Annotated in this window: 20 protein-coding genes and 3 pseudogenes; 9 read left to right on the forward strand and 14 right to left on the reverse strand. The window is 61.7% G+C overall.

What is annotated here, in order from left to right; genetic code table 11:
• Positions 1 to 4: 4 nt before the first annotated feature.
• The 7 genes from ACZ1HM_RS05145 to ACZ1HM_RS05175 are packed head-to-tail and all read left to right on the forward strand — an operon-like array spanning position 5 to position 4,620.
• Positions 5 to 622: a pyridoxamine 5'-phosphate oxidase family protein gene (locus tag ACZ1HM_RS05145; RefSeq protein ID WP_472741749.1), complete on the forward strand. Its 618-nt coding sequence runs from the start codon at positions 5 to 7 to the stop codon at positions 620 to 622.
• Entirely contained in the window at positions 619 to 762 is a 144-nt protein-coding gene (locus ACZ1HM_RS05150; RefSeq protein ID WP_472741751.1) for a hypothetical protein, read from the forward strand. Before ACZ1HM_RS05145 ends, ACZ1HM_RS05150 begins: the two co-directional genes overlap by 4 nt.
• Positions 759 to 1,727 (forward strand): cupin domain-containing protein, encoded by a 969-nt coding sequence (locus ACZ1HM_RS05155; RefSeq protein ID WP_472741753.1) that lies wholly within the window; start codon positions 759 to 761, stop codon positions 1,725 to 1,727. Before ACZ1HM_RS05150 ends, ACZ1HM_RS05155 begins: the two co-directional genes overlap by 4 nt.
• A gap of 24 nt (positions 1,728 to 1,751) precedes the next feature.
• The gene (locus ACZ1HM_RS05160; RefSeq protein ID WP_472741754.1) at positions 1,752 to 2,171 is read left to right on the forward strand and encodes a nuclear transport factor 2 family protein; all 420 of its coding nucleotides are present in this window, start codon (positions 1,752 to 1,754) and stop codon (positions 2,169 to 2,171) included.
• Positions 2,162 to 2,770, forward strand: coding sequence for a class I SAM-dependent DNA methyltransferase (locus ACZ1HM_RS05165; protein WP_472741756.1), 609 nt, complete (start codon positions 2,162 to 2,164; stop codon positions 2,768 to 2,770). Before ACZ1HM_RS05160 ends, ACZ1HM_RS05165 begins: the two co-directional genes overlap by 10 nt.
• A 21-nt stretch (positions 2,771 to 2,791) precedes the next feature.
• A complete protein-coding gene (locus ACZ1HM_RS05170; RefSeq protein ID WP_472741758.1) occupies positions 2,792 to 3,922 on the forward strand; it encodes a cobalamin-independent methionine synthase II family protein in 1,131 nt (376 codons plus the stop codon).
• A gap of 5 nt (positions 3,923 to 3,927) precedes the next feature.
• A complete protein-coding gene (locus ACZ1HM_RS05175; RefSeq protein WP_472744567.1) occupies positions 3,928 to 4,620 on the forward strand; it encodes an RraA family protein in 693 nt (230 codons plus the stop codon).
• Positions 4,621 to 4,629: 9 nt separating this feature from the next.
• Here the strand turns inward: ACZ1HM_RS05175 and ACZ1HM_RS05180 are convergent, their stop codons facing one another.
• The 12 genes and pseudogenes from ACZ1HM_RS05180 to ACZ1HM_RS05235 all read right to left on the reverse strand — a co-directional run bounded on the left by ACZ1HM_RS05180 (position 4,630) and on the right by ACZ1HM_RS05235 (position 15,611).
• Positions 4,630 to 5,277: a LysE family translocator gene (locus ACZ1HM_RS05180; RefSeq protein WP_472741760.1), complete on the reverse strand. Its 648-nt coding sequence runs from the start codon at positions 5,275 to 5,277 to the stop codon at positions 4,630 to 4,632.
• 35 nt (positions 5,278 to 5,312) lie between these two features.
• On the reverse strand, positions 5,313 to 6,545 hold the full coding sequence (locus ACZ1HM_RS05185) for a mandelate racemase/muconate lactonizing enzyme family protein (RefSeq protein WP_472741762.1): 1,233 nt from the start codon (positions 6,543 to 6,545) through the stop codon (positions 5,313 to 5,315).
• Between the two features lie 113 nt (positions 6,546 to 6,658).
• A pseudogene (locus ACZ1HM_RS05190) lies at positions 6,659 to 7,747 on the reverse strand (zinc-binding dehydrogenase).
• Between the two features lie 92 nt (positions 7,748 to 7,839).
• A complete protein-coding gene (locus ACZ1HM_RS05195) occupies positions 7,840 to 9,039 on the reverse strand; it encodes a TCR/Tet family MFS transporter (RefSeq protein ID WP_472741764.1) in 1,200 nt (399 codons plus the stop codon).
• A 4-nt stretch (positions 9,040 to 9,043) separates the two neighbouring features.
• Entirely contained in the window at positions 9,044 to 10,369 is a 1,326-nt protein-coding gene (locus ACZ1HM_RS05200; protein WP_472741766.1) for a lyase family protein, read from the reverse strand.
• 6 nt (positions 10,370 to 10,375) lie between these two features.
• Positions 10,376 to 10,759 (reverse strand): 4-carboxymuconolactone decarboxylase, encoded by a 384-nt coding sequence (pcaC, locus tag ACZ1HM_RS05205; protein ID WP_472741768.1) that lies wholly within the window; start codon positions 10,757 to 10,759, stop codon positions 10,376 to 10,378.
• Positions 10,752 to 11,540: a 3-oxoadipate enol-lactonase gene (gene pcaD, locus ACZ1HM_RS05210; protein ID WP_472741770.1), complete on the reverse strand. Its 789-nt coding sequence runs from the start codon at positions 11,538 to 11,540 to the stop codon at positions 10,752 to 10,754. Before pcaD ends, pcaC begins: the two co-directional genes overlap by 8 nt.
• Before the next feature lies 1 nt (position 11,541).
• The gene (locus ACZ1HM_RS05215; protein WP_472741772.1) at positions 11,542 to 12,738 is read right to left on the reverse strand and encodes an endonuclease/exonuclease/phosphatase family protein; all 1,197 of its coding nucleotides are present in this window, start codon (positions 12,736 to 12,738) and stop codon (positions 11,542 to 11,544) included.
• Positions 12,735 to 13,707, reverse strand: a pseudogene (locus tag ACZ1HM_RS05220) (threonine ammonia-lyase). Before ACZ1HM_RS05220 ends, ACZ1HM_RS05215 begins: the two are co-directional and overlap by 4 nt.
• Positions 13,704 to 14,530: pseudogene (locus tag ACZ1HM_RS05225) on the reverse strand (alpha/beta fold hydrolase). Before ACZ1HM_RS05225 ends, ACZ1HM_RS05220 begins: the two co-directional pseudogenes overlap by 4 nt.
• Positions 14,530 to 15,216 carry a haloacid dehalogenase type II gene (locus ACZ1HM_RS05230; protein ID WP_472741774.1) on the reverse strand — a complete coding sequence of 229 codons (687 nt, stop codon included), beginning with the start codon at positions 15,214 to 15,216 and terminating at the stop codon, positions 14,530 to 14,532. The pseudogene ACZ1HM_RS05225 and the gene ACZ1HM_RS05230 overlap by 1 nt, the downstream one beginning before the upstream one ends.
• Before the next feature lie 92 nt (positions 15,217 to 15,308).
• A complete protein-coding gene (locus ACZ1HM_RS05235) occupies positions 15,309 to 15,611 on the reverse strand; it encodes a hypothetical protein (RefSeq protein WP_472741776.1) in 303 nt (100 codons plus the stop codon).
• A 165-nt stretch (positions 15,612 to 15,776) separates the two neighbouring features.
• Between ACZ1HM_RS05235 and ACZ1HM_RS05240 the strand changes: the two genes are divergently transcribed.
• Positions 15,777 to 16,889, forward strand: a complete 1,113-nt coding sequence (locus tag ACZ1HM_RS05240) for a THUMP domain-containing class I SAM-dependent RNA methyltransferase (protein ID WP_472741778.1) — start codon at positions 15,777 to 15,779, stop codon at positions 16,887 to 16,889.
• A 136-nt stretch (positions 16,890 to 17,025) separates the two neighbouring features.
• Here the strand turns inward: ACZ1HM_RS05240 and ACZ1HM_RS05245 are convergent, their stop codons facing one another.
• Together ACZ1HM_RS05245 and fabB are read right to left on the reverse strand one after the other, a co-directional pair.
• Positions 17,026 to 17,817, reverse strand: coding sequence for an enoyl-ACP reductase FabI (locus ACZ1HM_RS05245; protein ID WP_472741780.1), 792 nt, complete (start codon positions 17,815 to 17,817; stop codon positions 17,026 to 17,028).
• An 8-nt stretch (positions 17,818 to 17,825) separates the two neighbouring features.
• On the reverse strand, positions 17,826 to 19,055 hold the full coding sequence (gene fabB, locus ACZ1HM_RS05250; RefSeq protein ID WP_472741782.1) for a beta-ketoacyl-ACP synthase I: 1,230 nt from the start codon (positions 19,053 to 19,055) through the stop codon (positions 17,826 to 17,828).
• A 222-nt stretch (positions 19,056 to 19,277) separates the two neighbouring features.
• On the opposite strand from fabB, the gene ACZ1HM_RS05255 reads away from it, so the two are divergent.
• Complete coding sequence (locus ACZ1HM_RS05255; protein ID WP_472741784.1) at positions 19,278 to 20,312, forward strand: zinc-dependent alcohol dehydrogenase family protein; 1,035 nt, start codon at positions 19,278 to 19,280, stop codon at positions 20,310 to 20,312.
• Positions 20,313 to 20,318: the final 6 nt, after the last annotated feature.

The raw sequence follows: 20,318 nt of genomic DNA on the forward strand, positions 1-20,318 counted from the left end.
GCATATGACCTCATACGCCGACATCATGTTCACCCCCGAGGTGCAGGCCGAGCAGGCTAAAATTGGCAGTGCTGGCAAATATGATGCGCGCTATGCGGCCAAACAAGATGAGCCCTTGGGCGAGAATGAGCAGGCCTTTCTGAGCACGCGCACCACGCTTTATGTGGCCTCGGTCAACAGTCTGGGCTGGCCCTACATCCAGCACCGGGGCGGGCCGTTGGGCTTTGTCAAAGTGCTTGATCCCTTCACCATCGGCTTTGCCGATTACCTGGGCAATCGCCAGCTGATCACCAAGGGCAATCTGAACACTGACGACAGAGTGTCGTTGTTTGCCATGGATTACGCGCGCCAGGCGCGGCTCAAGCTGCAGGGCCGGGCACAGCTGCAAGATGCAGAGGACGCGCCAGAGCTCGCGGCTCAGCTTGCCACCCAAGGGCAGGGGCGGGTGCAGCGGGTGATGACGATCCATATCACCGCTTGGGATTGGAACTGCCCTCAGTTCATCACACCGCGTTTTGACCAGTCCGAGATGACCGCGCTCATCGGGCCAGAGCTGTCGCGGCTCGAGGCAGAGAATGCGGAGTTGCGGGCCAGACTGGCCGCCTTGGAGGGGCAGCCATGACGCAGCAGGCGCATCTGCTGGCCCCTTTGCATGGGTTTCTGGCCAGCCGCCGGGCCCGGCGATTGAACCTGCGGCCACCGGGGGAAGGGGCCGAGCCTCACCCCTTTCACCCGACACATATTCAGGAAGACCAAAAATGACACCACAAGACATGGAAAGCCGCATCGTCCGCTACGGAGATCTGCGCCCCTGCAAAACCGCCTTTATCGACGCCCATACGCCCGGCTCTGATCAAAAGGAAAACTTCACCATCATCGGCGGCGGCGTGTCGGAATCCCCCGACCAGCATGTGCACATCTCCATCCCGCATGGGTTCAACATCGGTGCTGCGGGTCAACCGCCCAAATGCCGCAACTCTCTGCACAACCACCGCACGGCTGAGGTGTTCTTTATCCTCTCAGGCCGCTGGCGGTTTTTCTGGGGTGAGCATGGCGATGCCGGTGAGGTGATCTTGGAGGAGGGCGATATCTTTAACATCCCCACCAACATCTTTCGCGGCTTTGAAAACATTGGCACGGATTACGGGATGATCATGGCGATCCTGGGCGGCGATGACGCGGGCGGCGGCGTGATCTGGGCCCCCCATGTCATCCAAGACGCCCAAGACCACGGGCTGGTACTGGGCGAGAACGGCAAGCTTTATGACAGCAAAAAGGGCGAAAGCCTGCCCGACGGCGTGAACCCCATGCCGCTCTTGACCCAAGCAGAGCTGGACCAGGTCGACTGCCCCAGCCCGATGCAGGTGGTGGGCGGCTATGTGCGCCGCTATCTGGATATGCTGGCGCTGACCCAATCTGGTCAACCCTGCAAGGTGATCGGTGAAAAGGGCATCATCCGAGACAAACCGGGATTTGAGGTGGATCTGATCACCCGCGCCTGCGCCACCGATGCGCGGCAGGCACATGACAAACCCGTCGTCCTGATGCCGGTAAAAGGGCATTGGCGTGTGGAATGGGATGGTGGCGCTGCCACCCTGGCACCGGGTGATACGATGTCTGTGCCCGAAAACCTCGCCCATAGCGCCACGCCTTCGATGACCGGTGAGGCGGCGATGTATCACATCGTGGCCACGAACGACCCCGCCGGGGCCACCTGGGCCCCATAACCTCCCAACCAAAGGACCCAAGACATGACGGATATGTTAGAAACAGCAAAAGCGTTCTTCGATGCTTGCGAAACCGGCAAAGGCTGGGAAGGGTGCCAAGACTATTGCACCGCCGACGCCAGCTTTGCCGCGCAAAGCGGGGCGATTGCCGACATCGACACGCTGGAGGGCTATTGCAACTGGATGCAGGGCCTTTTGGGGATCACGCCGGACGGCCGCTATGACCTCAAAGGCTTTGCCTGGGACGCAGACCGCAAAGTCGCGCTGGGCTATGCGGTGTTCCACGGCACCCACACCGGCGAAGGTGGCCCGCTGCCCGCAACCGGCAAATCCACGGCCAGCGATTACGTCTATGCCATCTCAATGAATGACGCAGGCAAGGTCACCCATATGGTCAAGATCTGGAACGACGGCCATGCCCTGCAGGAACTGGGGTGGGCGTAACCGCCGCCCCCGAAGACGTCCGGGCGGTCTATGAAGAAAAGGCCGCCCAATTTGACGCCCAACGTTCGCGCGCCCTGTTTGAGGCGCGCTGGCTGGCACGTTTTGCCGCTGTTCTGCCCGAAGGTGGCAGCCTGCTCGATCTGGGCTGCGGCACCGGAGAGCCGATCGCGCGCTGGTTCAAAGCCGAAGGCTTTACCGTCACCGGCGTCGATTTTTCCTCTGCGATGCTCAAGATCGCGCGCCAGCGTTGGCCCGAGGACGACTGGATTGAAGCAGACATGCGCGATTTCGATCTGGGCCGCACCTTTGACGGCATCGTGGCCTGGAATAGCTTTTTCCACCTAGAGCCAGAGGCCCAACGCACCTGCCTGTCGCAGATGGCCGCGCATCTGGCCCCTGGTGGTTCCATCCTGGTGACCGTCGGCCCCTCAGCAGGGGAAACAACCGGAACCGTTGGCGGGGCTGTGGTCTATCATGCCTCGCTCTCTGCGGCAGAATATGCCAAGTGTTTGGAACAAAACGGCCTACGCCTGACTGGCTTTCTGGCCGAAGATCCTGAGACGCAGCAACATACCGTCTTGATGGCACGCAAAGATTGAAGACGACCAAAGGAGCCCCCCATGACCATTGAAACCACCCACGTCGGCTCTCTCCCGCGTACGCAAGAGGTCGTTGATTTCATCTTCGCCCGTGAAAACGAAACCGCCTATGATCCGGCGGGCTTTGACGCGGCCATGACCCAAGCGGTTAGCGACACGGTGGCCAAACAGGTTGCCGCGGGCGTGGATGTTGTCAGCGATGGGGAGACCTCAAAAATCTCCTACGCCACCTACGTCAAAGACCGCTACACCGGCTTTTCCGGTGACAGCCCGCGCAATGCGCCCGCTGACCTGAAAGAATTCCCCAGCTTTCTCAAACGTCTGGCAGATGACGGGGGCACCCCGCAATACGCCCGGCCCATGTGCACCGACGAGGTGACCTCCAAAGGGCAGGGAGAGCTGCAAAAAGACATCGACAACCTCAAGGCAGCGATGGCGCAACACGGGGCCAAACGCGGCTTTATGAATGCCGCCTCACCGGGGGTGATTTCCCTGTTTTTGCAGAACGATTTCTACCCCACGCGCGACGCCTATCTCGCCGCTTTGGCGGATGCGATGAAGACGGAATATGAAACCATCGTTGCCGCAGGGCTGGATCTGCAGCTGGATTGCCCAGATCTGGCGCTGTCGCGTCACATGCTATTCAACGATCTGTCTGACGCGGAGTTTCTCAAGATCGCGGCCTCACATGTTGAGGCGCTGAACCACGCGCTGCAAGACGTGCCGCAGGACAAGGTGCGCATCCACATCTGCTGGGGCAACTACGAGGGGCCGCATGTCTGTGACATCGGCATGGACAAGGTTTTTGACACGCTGATGGCCGCCAAGGCGCGCTATGTCCTGTTTGAAACCTCCAACCCGCGCCACGCCCACGAATGGACCGTCTTCCGCGACCGCAAGGCTGACATCCCTGACGACAAGGTGCTGGTGCCGGGCGTCGTGGACACCACCACCAACTTTGTCGAACATCCCGAAGTGGTGGCCCAGCGGGTCGAACGCTTTGCTGGCATCGTGGGCAAAGAGCGGGTGATCGCGGGCTCTGACTGCGGTTTTGGCACTTTTGCGGGCTTTGGCGCGGTAGACCCTGACATCGCCTATGCCAAGCTCAAGGCCCTCTCAGAAGGGACCGCTTTGGCGGCGGCACGGGTATGAGCGAGATGACCGAAAGCCTGCTGGACCTGCTGCGCCGGGTCGACACCCCCACCGTCTGCAATGCAATCGAAGTGGCTCAGGGCAAGCGCGGCTTTAATGATTTTACCCGCGGCACCATGCAATGCTCTGCCCCGGGTGAGGCGATGGTGGGCTATGCCCGAACCGCCCGCATCCAGGCGGTGAACCCACCAACCGAGGCCCCAGAGGTGATCAAAGCCCGCCGCATGGCCTATTATAAATACATGTCCGAAGGCCCCCGCCCCGGCGTCGCCGTCGTCCAAGACCTCGACGTGCCCCATGCCATCGGCGCCTATTGGGGCGAGGTGAACACAAATGTGCACAAGGCCTTTGGCCTCACCGGTGCCTTGACCGACGGCGTGATGCGCGACCTCGGTGATCTGCCCGAAGGCTTTCCGGTGGTCGCAGGCTCCATCGGCCCCAGCCACGGCTTTGTGCATGTGGTGGACTTTGATACGCCGGTCACCGTCATGGGACTGACAGTCGCCCCCGGCGCGCTGATCCACGCCGACCGGCACGGTGCTGTGGCCATCCCTGATGAGGTGATCCCAAGGCTGGAAGCCGCCATCGCCCAACTTTTCAAATCCGAAAAGGTGGTGTTTGACGCGGTCAAAGGCAAACGCATCGGCTTCGAAGAGTTTGAGGCTGCTTGGGCCGCATTCGAAGCCTCGCGGACTTGAGAGAAGAAGCTACCCGGCGGGCCTTCCTGTCAGAAACAGCCGCAAGGCCAGCACCAGAAAGAACAGGCCCGCCACGCCGTCCATCCACCGGCCTATTCGGGTGGTGGCCAACCAACCTGCGGCCTTGCCAGCCGCCAAACCAATAGCGATCAAAAAACCTGTACCGATCAGGTTATGAAGGCACCCCAGCAGGAACATTTGCAACCCAACGCGCCCCAACTCCACGTTCACGAATTGCGGCAACAGCGCCAAGTAGAACACGATCATCTTGGGGTTCAGGATGTTGGTAAGCATCCCCCGCCGAAACACCAACCAGCCCGAGACCGCTTGCGCCGGGCGGATGGCACCTAGCCCGTCTGAAGGCGCAAGAAACGACCGCAGCGCTTGTACCGCCAGATAAACCAGATAGGCCGCGCCGAGATACCGCAGGACATCAAACGCACCGGGTGCGGCTGCAATCAACGCAGATATCCCCAAGGCCGCTGCCGTCGCATGGCAAAGCGATCCGGCTCCAATTCCAAGGGCCGCGGCCACGGCACCTTTGATCCGGTGCCGCATCCCATTGGCCACCACAAACATCACGTCCGGCCCGGGGGCCACAGCCAGGGCTGTCGCGATCACGAGATAGGCCGCCAGCAGCGATGGGTCCAAGATCATCGCTGACTATCTCCCTCTCATACCCCGCCGCACCCTCAGTCCTTGGGCGCGGGGGCCCCACCTTCAAAGGCATTGCCGTGCACATAGTCACAAGGCGCATCCTGCATCTCCAGATGCAGCCCATCGCCAGTGTAGGGATGCGCGCGCGCCAGATCTTCATCCACCTCAATCCCCAGCCCTGGCGCAGTGGGGGCCGCGACAAAGCCGTCCTCCACCCGGATGCTGCCCTTGATCAGCTGATCGTGAAACGGCGTCTCAATGGTTTCGGCCATCAACAGGTTCGGGATGCTGACACCAAAATGGATGTTCGCGGCCCATTCCACAGGACCTGCATAAAGATGTGGTGCCATCTGCGCGTTATAGACCTCCGCCATGGCGGCCACCTTCTTCATCTCCCAAATGCCGCCCGCACGCCCCAAAGCGGGCTGTAGAATCGTGGCGGCCCCGGCGCGCAAAACAGGCGCAAACTCCGCCTTGGTGGTCAGCCGTTCTCCTGTGGCCACGGGAATGCGCACCGCGCCCGCCACTTTGGCCATCTCGGCCACATTGTCGGGTGGAATAGGCTCTTCAAACCACAAGGGGCTATAGGGCTCCAAGGCCTGCCCCAGCCGGATCGCGCCTGCCGTGGTGAACTGGCCGTGGGTGCCAAAGAGCAAATCCGCCTTATCCCCCACCGCTTCCCTGATCGCCTTGCAGAACGCCACAGACATGGAAATGTCGCGCATCCCCGGCATATGCCCGCCGCGCATGGTGTAGGGGCCTGCAGGGTCAAACTTCACCGCCGTATAGCCGCGCGCCACACAGTCCGCCGCGGCCTCCGCCGCCATCTCGGGCGAGGTCCAGAAGGCGGTCACATCGTGGTGCGGCAGCGGATAGAGATAGGTATAGGCCCGCACGCGATCATTCATCACGCCCCCCAAAAGCGCATAGACCGGCCGGTCACGATCCTTGCCCAATATGTCCCAACAGGCGATCTCTAGCCCCGAGAACGCGCCCATCACCGTCACATCAGGCCGCTGGGTAAAGCCCGAGGAATAGGCGCGCCGAAACATCCGCTCAATGTTCTCAGGGCTTTCACCCAGCATATGCCGCTCAAACACATCGCGAATTACACCCACCATCGCCTGCGGTGCGACAGAAGACGCGTAACACTCGCCCCAGCCCACAACCCCGGTATCCGTGGTCAGCTTAACCAAAATCCAATAGCGGCCGCCCCAACCAGGTGCAGGCGGCGCGGTGATCACCACATCAAGATCCTGAAGCTTCATCGCGTCCCTTCCTGCACAACATGCGCGTGCCCGCACGCATCCCGTGCTTCATCTTTCCACCACAACTTCTGCACCCGCTCACCGTCAACAAAACACCACGGGGGCACGCCCGCTCACCGGTCAAACATGATCACGTTGCGCCGGGCCGAGCCGGTCTTGGTATCGGCAATCGCCTCGTTGATCTCTTCCAACGTCCACCGGCCCGAGATCAACTCATCCAGTTTCAACCGTCCCTGTAAATACAGGTCCACCATCCAGGGAATGTCGCGTTGGATCACCACATCGCCCATCTTGGAGCCCACCATGCCCTGACCGGTTGCGGCCAGCATCACGGGCTCATAGCTCGACATGTCGCCCGAATGCGGCATGCCCACCATGATCACCTTGCCGCCCATCGCCAAATACCGAGGGGCCTGATCATAGGCGGGGATCGCGCCAACGGTCACAATCACCGCATCCGCCCCGCGCCCCATCGCCTTTTGGGCCTCTCGCCGTGGTTTGGCGCCCTGAGGCCAGCACCCCATCGGTGGCCCCAAATTCCTTGGCCACAGCCAGCTTTTCCTCGCTCATGTCCACCGCCACGATCCGGCGCGCGCCCGCTATGCGCGCACCTTGGATCGCATTCAGCCCCACGCCGCCTGCGCCAATGACCACCACGTCCTGACCGGCACGCAGGCCCGCGGCATTGACCACAGCGCCCACGCCCGTGATCACGCCGCAGGCAATCAGGGCGGCGGCATCTTTGGGAATGTCGTGGGAGACTTTGACCACCTGGGCCTGCTCCACCACGACCTTTTCCGCAAAAGCACCAGAGGCCATTGCCTGATGCAGCTTGCCGCCATCGGTTGTCTTAAGCGGCCCATGATCACCATCATAAGGCGTTTCGCAAACCGTCGGTTTGCCGCCTGCACAGGACGGGCAGGTGCCGCAGGCGCGGATCAGGGTGACAATCACTGAATCCCCCTCAGCCAGGCCGGTGACATTGGCGCCTACTGCGCTCACCCGGCCTGCGGCCTCATGGCCGTAGACCGCGGGCAATGATCCCCCCAGGCACCATCGGCAAATGAGATGTCTGAGTGACAGATTGCCACCGCATCCAGCGTGACTTCTACTTCGCTGCCCTCAGGCGCGCGCAGGTGGACGTCTTCCACCACCAAGGGGCTGCCAAAGGCATGTGCAACTGCGGCTTTGATTTTCTGCACGGTCTGTCCTCTCCTTCAAAGGTCCGGCCATGCTGACTATGATTCCAGCAGGCATGCAAGCACGGAAAAGACGGGCCAGGTCGGAATTGACCCTATGACGCCCGGCGCTTGCGAAAAACGAAGATCGTCAGCGCCAGAACCATCAGGCAAAAGGCCAGCAAAAAGGGCGCACCTGGCAAATAAATCGGCGCACCCGGTGTCGTGAAATAGGAAAACGTCATCGTCATGGTCAGCGGGGACAGGATCATGGCCAGCGATGAGGCTGACGTCAGCGCGCCCTGCAACTCACCCTGCGCATTATCCGCCACCCGTTGTGACATGATGCCTTGCAGCGCGATGGGAATAAGCCCGCCCAGGGCGGCAATGGGCGTCAGGATCAGCGCGACCGTGCCAGAGGTCAAAAACCCAAGCGCCAGATAGGAACTGATCGCAAAGAAATGCCCCAAAACCACCGTGCCGCGTTCGCGCAGCATGCCAAGCGACAGCCGCACGAACACGCCTTGGACCAGCGCCATGGTGATCCCGAACAGGCCAAGCGACAGGCCCAACATGCTCGGGGACCAGCCAAACTGCTCTTGCCCGAAATAGGCCCAAACTGATGGGTAGACCGAGAAGGATACGTGATAGAGGAAATAGATAAAAATCAGCTGGCGCACACCGGGCAGCTTGCCCAATTGCTTGACCGCCCCCAGCGGATTGGCGCGTTTCCATTCAAACGCGCGCTGGGTGTCTTTGGTCACCGTCTCTTTTAACACCAGCCAGCCAAACACCGCATTGGCCAAGGAAAGCCCGGCTGCCGCCCAAAACGGCGCGCGGGTGCCATATTCAGCCAAAAGCCCGCCAATCAGCGGGCCCAGCACAAAGCCCATGCCAAAGGCCGCGCCTACCAGACCAAAGTTCTTAGTGCGCTCTGCGGGGGCTGAGATATCGGCCATATAAGCTGAGGCGGTTGAATTGGTCGCGGCTGTGATGCCGCCCACAATCCGCGCCAGCAACAGGATCCAGATGCTAAAGGTCGTGGCCATCACCACATAATCAATCGCCGCCACCAGGATGGAGACAAGGATCACGGGCCGCCTGCCAAAACGGTCAGACAGGCTGCCCAGAACAGGGCCAAAGAGGAACTGCATCACCGCAAAACTGGTGGCAAGCACGCCGCCCCAGATGGCGGCCTGGCTTAACCCGCTGCCGTTGATCTCTTGCAACAGATCCGGCATCACCGGCACGATAAGGCCGATGCCCATCGCATCCACCATCACCGAAATCATGATAAAAATAACGACAGGACGCATCCGGTCAGAGCGCCTTTGCGCGCAGGGCAAAGGCTGTGGCCTCTGCCGGTGCCTGGCCCAGGCTTTGGGCAGGATCAAAGACCGCGTCAGCAAGTGCGGGATAATCCGCCTGCGCCAGCTTTTGCAGCGGAATGCGTTTGCTGCGCGCCTCCAGACACAGATCCTTGGCTTTTTGCTGTGCCTCCGGGCGCGGCATCAGATCGGCGAGCGCAAAGCTCAGCGCTTCGGCGTGAATGAGGCCTAGACTGTCGCCCAGGGTGCTGTGCATCTGCACCGGGTTAGGCCGCATATCGCGGGCCAGCGCTTTGCTATGTTGCAGGCCCGCGGCCAGGCACAGCGCCAATTGCGGCACCACCATCCATTCGGTAAACCACGCGGCCCCATCGCGCTGATGCTGATGCGCGGCGGCGGCCTGCAATGTGGCGCGCAGACCTGAGAACTGGTGGCCCAGTGCCACCATCGCAGAAGGCCCTACCGGATTTTGTTTCTGCGGCATGGTGGATGACGCACCCGCCGCCCCCAATGACACTTCGGCCAGTTCACTGTTGCTGAGCGCCAGCAGCGTTTGCCCCATATGTCCCAATGCCGCCATCACGCGGCCCTGCCAATCTGCGATGCGCAAGATCGGGCTGCGGTCGGTGTGCCAACTGCGGCCAGGATCGCCCAGCCCAAGCGCCTGGGCGAGGCCGCCGCGCATCTCAGCAGTCTGTGGGCCAAGTGCCGCACTGGTTCCCGCCGCCCCCGAAAGAGAGACAAGGAGCGATGTGGCGCGCAAGGTCTCCAGCTCTTCCAGCGCGTCAATCAGCGGCGCGCCAAAGCCTGCCAGCACCGCACCAAAAGAGGTGGGCGTGGCGTGCTGGCCATAGGTGCGGGCGGCCATGGGCAGATGCGCGTGTTCTTCGGCCCCCTGTCCCAGCGCCTGGATCATTTCCTTAAGATCCGCCTCCGCCAAGGCCAAAGCCTGGCGCAGGCGCAGCATCAAGCCGGTGTCGATGATGTCCTGGCTGGTGGCCCCCCAATGCACGTATTGCGCATGTTCCGGCGCGTTCATCTCTGCCCGAAAGGCCGCGACAAGGCCCGGTACGCTCACGCCGTTTTCACCCGTGGCTTGGGCCAGGGCACCGGGGTCTACGGCAATCTCAAGGCTGGCGCGGTGGATGGCGGCGGCGGAAATCTCAGGGATCACCCCCAGCCCACCCTGCACCTTGGCCAGCGCCCCTTCGACCAAGAGCATCGCGCGCACCGCCGCGCTGTCGGAGAACAGCCGCCCGGCCTCTGCGGTGTCGAACAATTTGGCAAAGAGGGGGCTGTCAAAGACGCTTGCGGCCATGGTGAATTATCGGTCCGTGGTTTCCTGGGTCTCCCAGACCCGTTTGGCGATCTTGATCGCATGGTTCGCGCGCGGGACACCAGCATAAATCGCAACGTGTTGAAACGCCTCCATAATGTCGCTCTTGCTGGCACCGGTGCGCTGGGCCGCGCGGACGTGCATTTCGATCTCTTCGAAATTCCCCATCGCGGCCAACAGCGCGAGCGTCAGCATTGATCGTTCCCGCAGGCTGATTGCATCTGACGCCCAAACCGTGCCCCAGGCCCCTTCGGTGATCAGCTCTTGAAACGGCTGATCTTCGGCGCGCATCGCACGGTTGGCGCGGTCCACGTGGGCGTCGCCCAGCACTGTGCGGCGGACCTGCATGCCTTTGTCATACCGCTCAGACATGGCCGACACTTTTTAGAAAATCGGTCAGCACTTGGGCATATTCGGCAGGCTTTTCCACGCAAGGCAAATGGCCCGCGCCCCGGATCAGGTGGAACTTTGAGCCGGGGATCAGATCCATCATCTCGCGCACCAGATCGGGCGGGGTTGAGCCATCCTCAGACCCTGCAATCCCCAAGGCAGGCAGCCGCAGGGTTGCGGTTGTGGCCTTGAAATCCGTGCCAGAGATCGCCGCCGAACAGCCCGCGTATCCGTCATCTTCGCCCCGCACCAGCATGTTGCGCCACAGCTCCAACTCGGGCGTGGCGCGGAACCCTTTGGAGAACCACCGTTCCATCACCGCATCGGCCAGCGCCTCAACCCCGCCACGCATCACGGCTGCGATGCGGTCGTCCCACATCTGCGGCGTGCCGATCTTCAGCCCGGTGTTCGACAGCACCACCGCACGCACCAAATCCAGACGTTTGACCGCCAGCCCCTGCGCCGTCATCCCGCCAATCGACAGGCCGACAAAGACGCTGTCCTTGACGCCCAGGTGATCCATCAGCTTTTCCACATCGCCCACCAACGCGCCCATCTTGTAAGGGGCGGGCGGGCAAGAGCTCAGGCCATGGCCGCGCTTGTCATAGCGGATATAGCGCAAGCCCTGGGGCAGCAGCGGCAGCACCTGATCCCAAAGCCGCATGTCCGTGCCAAGTGAGTTTGAGAAAACCACCGGCGCGCCATCCTCAGGCCCGTCCACGCGGTAGTGCAGCCGCACCTCTCCGGTATCGAACATCTGCATCTCAGCGCTCCTTCAATTCTATCGTGGCCATGATTTGTCCATGGTCAGAGGCGAGTTTGTTATAAGGGGCCTCAGGGTGGCTGCCATCTGTCAGGTGGTCGTTGAGCACGCTGAAATAGGTCATCTGGCCAATGGCCCCGGCCCAGTCGGGGGTGAAATGCCGCGACATCAGGATTTGGTCGATGCTCTCATAATGCCCGCCAAAGGCGGAGGTATAGACCATATCGCGCAGGCTTTTACGGACAAAGAGCTTTTCGGCGGACTGCAGCCGCATGGCGTTGATGTCTTCGGTGATCTGGGTGTTTTCATCCTCAGAATAACGATCGCCCCGGTGCTTGGCATCATGGCGCAGCATCCAGCGGTAATCCTTAAACGGCACCTCGCCGGTAATGATCTCAGAACTGACGGCGGTTTCATTGTCGTTCAGATCGCCCAAGACCATCACTGGGTTGCCCGCGCGCAGCTCTTGCACAATCGCGCCGCGCAGCACCCAAGCTTCTGCCATCCGGCGCATCGCGGCCCGTGCCGCCCCCAGGGCGCGCCCGACGGGATCGTATTGGGTCAGGTCCACCTCTGGCGCAAAATCAGCGCCTTCAGGGCGGATAAATTCACCGAGTTTGGATTTCAGATGGCAGTTAAACACCGTGATGATCCGGTCGCCCACCGGCACCCGCACCTTCAGGATCGGGCGCGAGAGTTTGCGGATGCGAAAATGCCCGCCGTCCTCATCGCCAAAGGTCTGGAACGGAATATCAAGCGGAGTGCCCAGATCTTGGATCACTTCGGGCGCGCCCACAAAACCCAGACGCGACAGCACCGCCACGCCGGGGCGGCGTTTGCCCGGTTCGCCGGTGTCATGCAGGTTGGGGGCAAAGGCCAGAGTACCGTCGCCGTAGGGGTGATAGGCCAGATGCTGAAAGATCGCGCGCTTGCGGTAGCGCTTATCAGGCCCTGGGATCACCGCGTCATTGCTGGCAGCCCCTAAATCATTGGCCCGCGCCAGCGTGGCGGCCAGCGCCTCTTCTTCAAAGATCTCCTGAAAGCCGATGATGTCCGCGTTCATCGTGACGATCTGTTCGGCCAGCCAGTCCTCTTTCCAGGCGTATTCCTCGGGCGTGTAGCTTTGGAATTTGTAATATTCCTTGTCCGCCCCGATCAGGTTTTTGACGTTGAAACTGGCGATGGTGAACCGGGTCATCCCAAATGCTCCAAGGCGCGGGCGAACATCGGCGCATCGACGTTGCCGCCCGAGATGGTCACAATCACGTCCTCTCCCTCGATCTCATTGCGCCGGAACAAGGCCGCCGCGAGGGCCGCGGCCCCACCGGGCTCTGCCACCAGTTTCAGCCGGTTAAAGGCATGGGCCATGGCGCGCAGCGCCTCTTCTTCGCTGATCACCAGCCCCGGACCGCACAGCCTTTGCATGATCGGAAACGTGATATCGCCCGGCTGCGGCGTGATGATCGCATCGCAGATGTTGCCAGAGGTTTGGGCATTGCGTTCAATCCGCCCTGCGCTCAGCGACCGGGTTACATCGTCAAACCCCTCAGGCTCTGCCGGGCGCACCCGCAGGCCGGGGGCGTCAGCCTCAAGCGCCAGCGCGATGCCAGAGGTCAGCCCGCCCCCGCCACAGCAGATAATCACGTCAGCGGTTTCAATGCCCAGCTCGGCGGCTTGCTGCGCAATCTCCAGCCCGCAGGTGCCTTGCCCGGCGATGACCTCAGGCTCGTCAAAAGGCTTGATCATCGTCAGCCCGCGCTCCGCGCTCAGCCTATCGCCAATCTCTTCGCGGCTTTCTGAGCCGCGCGCGTAGGTCACCACCTCAGCGCCATACGCCCGAGTATTGTCAAGCTTGAGCTGCGGGCTGTCTGACGGCATCACGATCACCGCAGGCACCCCGTGCGATTTTGCCGCCAGAGCGATGCCCTGCGCATGGTTGCCGCTGGAAAAGGCGATCACACCGCGTGCGCGCACATCCGGTGCCAGCGCCGACAGCGCGGCCCAGTGCGCCGCGAAACTTGAAGCTGCCGGTGTGTTGCAGGCATTCCGGTTTCACCCAAACGCGTCGGCCCGCGATGTCATCCAGAAAAGCAGAGTTCAGCAACGGCGTGCGCCGGGCATGCCCCTCAAGCCGGGCCGCAGCCGCGCGGATCATTTCAATGTTCATTTCATCACCTCCACCCAGGATTGCAGGGCTGTCACGGCTTCGGGTTCATCCAGAAACGGCACATGGCCGCGCCCCGGCACAACGCCCGTGATCATGTCGGGGCGACGGGCCTGCATTTTCTCCAGCGTTTCTTGCGAAAACAGGCCTGAGTTCGCCCCCGGATACAGGCAAGCGGCAGACCTGCCATCGCATCAAAGAAGGGCCACAGATCGGGGAAAGGCTGGCTTGCCGCCAGCTCCACCGCATCGCGCAACTTGGGGTCATAGGTGATCTGCAGACCTTGTGGCGTTTCCACGTAATTCTTCTGCGCCTCGCGCAGCCAGCGCTCTTGCGGGACGTCCGTGAAATCTGCCGCAAAAAGATGGGCCAGTGCCGCCGCCGCCTCTGCATGGGTTTTAGACGTAGGATTGCGGCCCAGATAGACCATGATGAATTCAAGCCCCTTGGGGTCCAGCTCAGGTCCCACATCGTTCAGGGCTACGCCCAGCAGATGGTCTTTGGCCACCGCAGCCAGCCCCATGCCAATCAGCCCGCCGCGTGACGTGCCCAGGATCGCCGCCCGCGCCAGCCCCAGATGGGCCAGCAGCTCCAGCACATCGCGGCCTTCCACCTGCAGGGTGTAGTTCTGCCAATTGGCGTCAAACTGTGATTGCCCGCGCCCGCGATAGTCCATCTTGATCAGCCGTGTACCCGCCAGATGCGGGGTGACATCGTCAAAATCAGACGTGGTGCGCGTCAGCCCGGGCAAACACAGGATCGGCAGACCGTCACCGCTGTCTTCATAGTAAATTTTCAGCCCATCGGATGTGGTAAACTCAGCCATCAAAGCCCCGCTAATTTTGGGATGCCTGTCAGATCCCGCAAAACATGTGCCGGGGTCCAGGGCAGGCGGTCCATCGGCTCGCCCGTGCGGTTCACCCAAGCCGTGGTAAAGCCATAGCCCGTGGCCGCCGCAGCATCCCACCCGTTGGATGAAACAAAAAGCACCTCGTCTGTAGCACAGCCAAAATGCCCACCAACCAGGTCATAGACCCGCGCATCTGGCTTGAAGATGCCCACCGATTGCACGGACAGTGACACATCCAGCACGCCGCCAATCCCAGCCGATTGCACCGCACCCTCCAGCATATCGGGGGAGCCGTTGGAAAGGATCGCCGTGTTCATGCCCCCGGCCTTTAGATCGGCCAACATCTGGGGCACCTCCGCATAGGCCTGCAGCTCCCAATAGAGCGCCAGCAAACGCTCTCTGAGGGCCGGATCACCGTCATGCCCGGTCTTTTCCAACGCCCAATCCAGCCCGTTCTGGGTCACCTCCCAGAAATCGGTATGCGCATGCGCCACAGCGCGCAGCCAGGAATATTGTAATTGTTTGAGCCGCCAGTGCTCAGCCAGCTGCATCCAGTCGTCTTTGATGGCGGCAAATGCAGGCTCTGATGCGGCTTGCCGGGCGGCGGCACCCACATCGAACAGGGTGCCATAAGCGTCGAACACGCAGGTCGTGATGGCCATTGGGATCTCCTCTGCTGGTGCCAGACTGTCATGGGCATCGCAGAGGGGGAAGGGGCGAAATTGTACCCCATCTTTGGGGGTACACTTTGGCGTCAGCCCGCGCGGTTTGTCAGATCGACCTCGGTGGCAATCGCTGCGGGATCAACGGGGCCCAGGGGCTGTGGATCGTCCAACAGGTTCAGCCAGGTGGCCGCATCGGCGGTGCCCAACCCCGCAGGTGTCTGGACAACCGGGCCAACCCCGGCCAGCGCTTTAAAGCCCTGATGGGACTGCGCCAGCGCATAGCGCAGATCGGGCGCGCCCTGCACGGTCGCCGCCAGGCTGATCAAGGCCAGAACACTGGCCGCTTTGACGCAACTTAACACCGACCGCATCCACAAGGGCGGGCGGAGCAAGAAGCCCTCAATATAGGTTTGTGGGATCATCATTGCGGTAGGATTGCAGCAAACTCTGGCCAATTCGTGGCTTTGTTGCGGGCAAATTTTGAAATCTGGCAGCCCGGCTTTTGCAAAACCCCAGCCCCCCTCGCCAGCGCGCCGCCAAGCAGGTAAGGGGGAGGCATGTCAGACATGCCGCCCTTTGAAATCTTCGCCGTTTGCGCCCCCGGGCTGGAGCCTGTGTTGCGCGATGAAATGGTCACGCGCGGCTTTCCAGATCCGCAGGTGCTGCCCGGCGGGGTCAGCATCCAGGGCCACTGGCCTGATGTCTGGCGCGCCAATCTGGAGCTGCGCGGCGCGGTGCGCATTCTGGCCCGTATCGGTGGTTTTATGGCCTTTCACCTGGCCCAGCTGGACAAACGCGCCCGCAAGTTTCCCTGGTCTGAGGTGCTGTGCGGGGATGTGCCGGTGCGCGTGCAGGTGACGTGCAAAGCCTCCAAGATCTATCACGCCAAGGCCGCGACCCAGCGGATTGAAACCGCTTTGGTGGACAGCCACGGCATGACGTTGGCCGCAGACGCAGCTCTGGTGATCAAGGTGCGCATCCTGGACAATCAGGTCACCATCAGCCTCGATACATCTGGCGAGGCGCTGCACAAACGTGGCCATAAAGAGGCAGTGGGCAAAGCGCCGATGCGCGAAAACCTGGCAGCACTCTTTCTGCGCCAGATGGGTTTTGACGGCACACAACAGCTGGTGGACCCGATGTGCGGCTCTGGCACCTTTCCGATTGAGGCGGCTGAGATCGCAGCAGGCCTGACCCCCGGCCGCAGCCGCCGCTTCGCCTTTGAGGATCTGGCAAGCTTTGATCCCACCGCCTTTGCGGCATTGCCACAGGATCCAGCGCCGCAAACACCCCAGCTGCGGTTCTTTGGATCCGACAGGGATCAGGGCGCTGTGCAAATGGCCGCCGCCAACGCAGACCGCGCAGGCATTGCAGGCTGGACGCAATTTGCCTGCCACGGCGCCTCGGAAGTGCGCCCGCCAGAGGGCGCGCCGGGCCTTGTCATCGTTAACCCGCCCTACGGCGCCCGGGTGGGCAACAAGAAACTGCTCTACGCGCTCTACGGCAGTTTTGGCGACACCATGAAAACGCATTTCAAAGGCTGGCGCGTGGGGCTTGTCACCTCAGAGCCGTCGCTGGCCAAGGCCACGGGCCTGCCCTGGCAGCCCAAAGGCCCGCCCGTCGCACACGGCGGTCTCAAAATCTGGCTGTGGCAAACGCCCCCGCTCTAACCCCGCCTGCACCACGCGCAACAGAGCCGGGCGGCCACATCCCCGCGCTTCATCTTTCCACTAAAACTCAAATGCCACCTGCACCACACCCGCAACACCTGCGGTCCGCGCCTGGCAACGCCCACAACAAACCCCGTCAGAGGTGATCAGGCTGCGGCATCCCCAGCACATGAAAACCACCATCCACGCGAATGATCTCGCCGGTGGTGCAAGCGCCGGCATCAGAGGCCAGATATACCGCCGTACCCCCCACCGCTTCCAAGGTCGCATTAGAGCGCATCGGCGCGTTTTGATCGGTGTGCTTATAGGTCTTGCGCGCGCCGCCAATGGCCGCACCGGCCAGGGTCTTCATCGGGCCGGGGGAAATGGCGTTCACGCGAATGCCCTCAGGGCCCAGATCATTGGCCAAATAGCGGGTGGCTGACTCCAATGCCGCCTTGGCCACGCCCATCACATTGTAATTGGGCACAACCCGGTTTGACCCCTGATAGGTCAGCGTCATCAAGGTGCCGCCGTTCTCCACCATCAAAGGATGCGCCCTGCGGGCCACTTCGATGAAGCTATAGGCGGAGATATCCATGGAATGCTTAAAGTTCGCGCGGCTGGTGTTCAAAAACCGCCCCGTCAATTCGGTCTTGTCGGAAAAGGCAATCGCATGAACCACAAAATCAATGCTGGGCCACCGCGCGCCCAACGCCTCAAAGGCTGCATCCAAGGATGCGTCATCGGTCACATCCACATCGACCATGAAATCCGAACCAACGCTTTCCGCGAGCGGTTTCAGACGTGATCCAAAGGCCTCCCCCTGATAGGTGAAGGCGAGCTCTGCACCGGCCTCTGCCATGGCCTTGGCAATGCCCCAAGCGATGGAGCGTTCGTTGGCCACGCCCATGATCAGGCCGCGCTTTCCTTTGAGCAGATCAGACATAGCGTGTCCTACCCTTGATATTTCGACAAGATCATTGAGCCGTTGGTGCCGCCAAACCCAAAGGAGTTGGTCATCACGGAATCGAGGCCTGCATTCTCAACCAATGCGGTCGCGATTTCAGCGGGGTCGAGGTTGGGATCAAGCGTTTCGACGTTGATGGAGGGCGTGATGAAATCATGCTCCAGCATCAACAAACAAAAGATCGCCTCCATCGCCCCAGCGGCCCCTTGGCCGTGGCCTGTCATGCTTTTGGTCGAACTCACTGGCGGCGTGCTGCCCTGGCCAAAGACCCGGCGCACCGCCTCAATCTCACCCACATCCCCTACAGGGGTCGAGGTGCCATGGGCGTTGATATAGCTCACGCTGCGCCCCTCAGGCAGGGTGGCCAGGGCCAGCTCCATCGCGCGTTGGCCACCTTCGCCTGATGGGGCCACCATGTCGTGCCCATCTGATGTGGCGGCAAAGCCCGTGACCTCAGCATAAATCGTGGCCCCACGCGCCAGCGCATGCTCCAGCTCTTCCAGCACCACGATGCCGCCGCCGCCGGTGATGACAAACCCGTCGCGGTCTGCGTCAAAGGCGCGGCTGGCGCGCTCTGGCGTGTCGTTGTACTTGCTGCTCATCGCGCCCATGGCGTCAAAAAGACACGACAGCGTCCAGTCCAGCTCTTCGCCGCCGCCCGCAAACATCACGTCCTGCTTACCCAGCATGATCTGCTCAGCCGCCGACCCGATGCAATGCAACGAGGTGGAGCAGGCAGAGGTGATGGAATAGTTGATGCCCTTGATCTTATAGGCGGTGCTGAGGTTGGCAGATATCGTGGATGACATGCACTTGGGCACTGCAAATGGCCCGATGCGCTTGGTCGCGCCGGTCTTGTCCACCGTGTCATGCGCGGTTTTCATCGCTGAGGTGGACGGCCCGCCAGAACCTGCGATCAACCCGGTGCGCGGGTTTGAGATCATCTCTTCGCCCAAGCCTGCATCTGCAATGGCCTCTGCCATGGCGATATAAGCATAGGCCGCCCCAGGCCCCATAAAGCGCAACGTGCGTTTGTCGATGTGTTCAGACACATCTATTTTGAGCGTGCCCGCGATCTGGCTGCGGAACCCGTGCTCGGCCATTTCGGCACTGGCCTCAATCCCGCTTTGCCCAGCCTTAAGCGAGGCTGTGACCTCAGCGGCATTGTTCCCAATGGATGAGACGATCCCCCGTCCCGTCACCACGACGCGGCGCATAGGCGCACTCCTTTGATTTCCTAGGCAGTAGTTAGGCCATTCCCTCTGCCGCGTGCAACACAATGCTGAAGGGATTGCCATCGCACGCGTTTGCCTGTCTTTGCGGGTGCGGCCATGGGGATGTCAAGGTGCGTGGGCTTTTGCAGGGCACTCAGCAGTTGAAAATTGCCGGGCCTCGCCTCAGGATACCGGTTGGGAGAAAACAACAAAGGGGGAGCAGAGATGCGCGCGGCCGTGATCGATGCCTTTGAACAGGATCTGAACGTGCAAACCGTCCCGGATCCCGCATGCCCGGACAACGGCGTGGTGTTGCAGGTAGAGGCCTGTGGCGTGTGCCGGTCCGATTTTCACGGCTGGACGGGGCACCACCCCAAAGTGGGGCCGGGCGATATTCTGGGCCATGAATACTGCGGCACAGTGGTCGCGGCGGGCCGCAAGGCGAAACATCAGATCGGCGACCGGCTGATTGCGCCGTTCATTCTGGCCTGCGGCGACTGCTCTGCCTGCCATTCGGGGGTGTCCAATACCTGCGAACACTCTGTTGTGCCGGGGTTCGGCGCGCCGGGGGCCTATGCGGAATATGTGGCCGTGCCGTTTGACCACAACCTTGTGCATTTACCCGACGCGATCACGCCTGCGCTGGCAGCAGGGTTGGGGTGCCGCGTGACAACCGCCTGGCATGCGATCACCGACCGCGCAGCGGTGCGCGCTGGCGAATGGGTTGCGGTACATGGCACGGGCGGCATCGGGCTTGCCACGTTGCTCTTGGCCAAGATGCTGGGCGCGCAGGTCGTGGTCGTCGATATTGTTGAGGAAAAGCTGGCCCATGCCCGAGCCCACGGGGCGGATGCAACGGTCAACGCCGCGCAGGTCAACGCCGCTGAGGCGATCCGAGAGATTACCAAAGGCGGCGCGCATGTCTCGGTTGAGGCTTTGGGGATTGAAGCCACGACAAACGCATCGCTTGAGTGTTTGGCGACCTTAGGGCGGCATGTGCATGTGGGCATGCCCGCGGGCGATGGCTGGGCCAAGCTGAACATGCGGGCGATTTATGCCAAGCAACTATCAGTCTTCGGCACGCGGGGGATGCCCGCCTGGAAATACCCTACGTTGCTGGACATGATCGAACGGGGGGCTGTGGACATCTCACCCATGGTCGCGCGGGAGATTGGGCTGTCCGGGGCCTCAGCTGAGCTGCGCGCGATGCAGGGGCCGACGTCACCGGGAACAGCCGTGATCACGGATTTCGCGGGCTAGGCCGGT

The organism is Sulfitobacter sp. GN1-4, from assembly GCF_055693825.1.

Coding starts and splice junctions, on each gene's coding strand:
- ACZ1HM_RS05145 (WP_472741749.1), top strand. CDS start 5: ATGACCTCATACGCCGACATCATGTTCACCCCCGAGGTGCAGGCCGAG.
- ACZ1HM_RS05150 (WP_472741751.1), top strand. CDS start 619: ATGACGCAGCAGGCGCATCTGCTGGCCCCTTTGCATGGGTTTCTGGCC.
- ACZ1HM_RS05155 (WP_472741753.1), top strand. CDS start 759: ATGACACCACAAGACATGGAAAGCCGCATCGTCCGCTACGGAGATCTG.
- ACZ1HM_RS05160 (WP_472741754.1), top strand. CDS start 1,752: ATGACGGATATGTTAGAAACAGCAAAAGCGTTCTTCGATGCTTGCGAA.
- ACZ1HM_RS05170 (WP_472741758.1), top strand. CDS start 2,792: ATGACCATTGAAACCACCCACGTCGGCTCTCTCCCGCGTACGCAAGAG.
- ACZ1HM_RS05175 (WP_472744567.1), top strand. CDS start 3,928: ATGACCGAAAGCCTGCTGGACCTGCTGCGCCGGGTCGACACCCCCACC.
- ACZ1HM_RS05180 (WP_472741760.1), bottom strand. CDS start 5,277: ATGATCTTGGACCCATCGCTGCTGGCGGCCTATCTCGTGATCGCGACA.
- ACZ1HM_RS05185 (WP_472741762.1), bottom strand. CDS start 6,545: ATGAAGCTTCAGGATCTTGATGTGGTGATCACCGCGCCGCCTGCACCT.
- ACZ1HM_RS05195 (WP_472741764.1), bottom strand. CDS start 9,039: ATGCGTCCTGTCGTTATTTTTATCATGATTTCGGTGATGGTGGATGCG.
- ACZ1HM_RS05200 (WP_472741766.1), bottom strand. CDS start 10,369: ATGGCCGCAAGCGTCTTTGACAGCCCCCTCTTTGCCAAATTGTTCGAC.
- pcaC (WP_472741768.1), bottom strand. CDS start 10,759: ATGTCTGAGCGGTATGACAAAGGCATGCAGGTCCGCCGCACAGTGCTG.
- pcaD (WP_472741770.1), bottom strand. CDS start 11,540: ATGCAGATGTTCGATACCGGAGAGGTGCGGCTGCACTACCGCGTGGAC.
- ACZ1HM_RS05215 (WP_472741772.1), bottom strand. CDS start 12,738: ATGACCCGGTTCACCATCGCCAGTTTCAACGTCAAAAACCTGATCGGG.
- ACZ1HM_RS05230 (WP_472741774.1), bottom strand. CDS start 15,216: ATGGCCATCACGACCTGCGTGTTCGACGCTTATGGCACCCTGTTCGAT.
- ACZ1HM_RS05240 (WP_472741778.1), top strand. CDS start 15,777: ATGTCAGACATGCCGCCCTTTGAAATCTTCGCCGTTTGCGCCCCCGGG.
- ACZ1HM_RS05245 (WP_472741780.1), bottom strand. CDS start 17,817: ATGTCTGATCTGCTCAAAGGAAAGCGCGGCCTGATCATGGGCGTGGCC.
- fabB (WP_472741782.1), bottom strand. CDS start 19,055: ATGCGCCGCGTCGTGGTGACGGGACGGGGGATCGTCTCATCCATTGGG.
- ACZ1HM_RS05255 (WP_472741784.1), top strand. CDS start 19,278: ATGCGCGCGGCCGTGATCGATGCCTTTGAACAGGATCTGAACGTGCAA.